The organism is Streptomyces recifensis (genome assembly GCF_002154615.1).
Classification (GTDB): domain Bacteria; phylum Actinomycetota; class Actinomycetes; order Streptomycetales; family Streptomycetaceae; genus Streptomyces; species Streptomyces griseoluteus.
In genome coordinates, this window is record NZ_MUNH01000844.1 from 1 (window position 1) to 1,024 (window position 1,024).

A 1,024-nucleotide genomic window follows, 5' to 3' on the forward strand; every position below is an offset into this window, starting at 1 on the left:
GGGGCAGCGCGTGCGGGCCGCTCAGCTCGCCGGGGTCGATGGCGCAGGCGTAGCCGTAACCGGCCTTCCGTACGGCCTCGGCCACGCGTCCGTCAACGGTGCCGTACGGGTAGCAGAAGCCCTGGACCGGGGCGCCGGTCAGCTCGGTCAGCAGGGCCCGGCTGTCACTGACTTCGGCGTGCAGGACGGTGTCGTCGGCGCGGGTGAGGTCGACGTGGGTCAGGCCGTGGGAGCCGATCTCCACCCCGGCCCGGTGGGCCTCGCGCACGGTGTCGGCGGTCAGCAGGGGCTTGCGCGGGCCGAGCGGGTCCCAGGTGTTCTCCCCGCCGAGCCGGCCGGGCAGCACGAACAGGGTGGCCGTGCACTCCCAGCGGGCCAGCAGCGCCAGCGCGTCGGTGACGAAGTCGGCGTACCCGTCGTCGAAGGTGAGCCCGACCAGACCGCGCCCGGCGCCCCGCGCGCGGGCGGCCAGCAGCTCGCCCACCGACACGCCCCGCAGCCCCCGCCCGCGCAGCCAGCGCAACTGGCGCTCCAGCCGGGCCGGGGTGACGGTGACGCGGTAGGGGTCGTCGGAGCAGTCGCCGACCGAGTGGTACATGGCGATCCACGGGACGGGACCGCCTCCGCGCGGCCGGGGGGAGCCGGTGCGGAGGACGGACGCGGACTCAACGGAAGACGGCATGAGCGAGCCTTCGGGTGTGGGTGCGTACGGAACGGAGGGCGGGTGCGAAGCCCTGGGCGCCCAGGGCCCAGCCGAGCAGGACGAAGACGGTGATGACGGTGAGGCCCCCGGCGGCGAGCCCCGCGAGCGCCCCCGCGGGCAGGCTCGCGGCCCAGGCCCCGGCGAGAGCGGCTCCGAGCGCGGCCCCGGCCGGGCGGCACAGCTCCCGCAGGACGTGCCGGGTGCGGATCGGCACCCCGCGCCGCCTGCCGTGCCGGGGGCCGCGCATGCCGGAGAGCAGCAGGGCGGCGGTGAGGGTGATGCCGGTGGCGTTGGCGGCGGCGATGCCGGTCACGCCCCGGC

1 protein-coding gene and 1 pseudogene are annotated in these 1,024 nt (G+C 77.1%); both read right to left on the bottom strand.

What is annotated here, in order from left to right:
• The coding region (locus CCN33_RS30245; protein ID WP_208621991.1) for a polysaccharide deacetylase family protein at positions 1-682 on the bottom strand (682 nt) is incomplete at its 3' end.
• Positions 666-1,024 (bottom strand): annotated as a pseudogene (locus CCN33_RS30250) (murein biosynthesis protein MurJ); the annotation flags it as partial. The pseudogene CCN33_RS30250 and the gene CCN33_RS30245, both read right to left, overlap by 17 nt.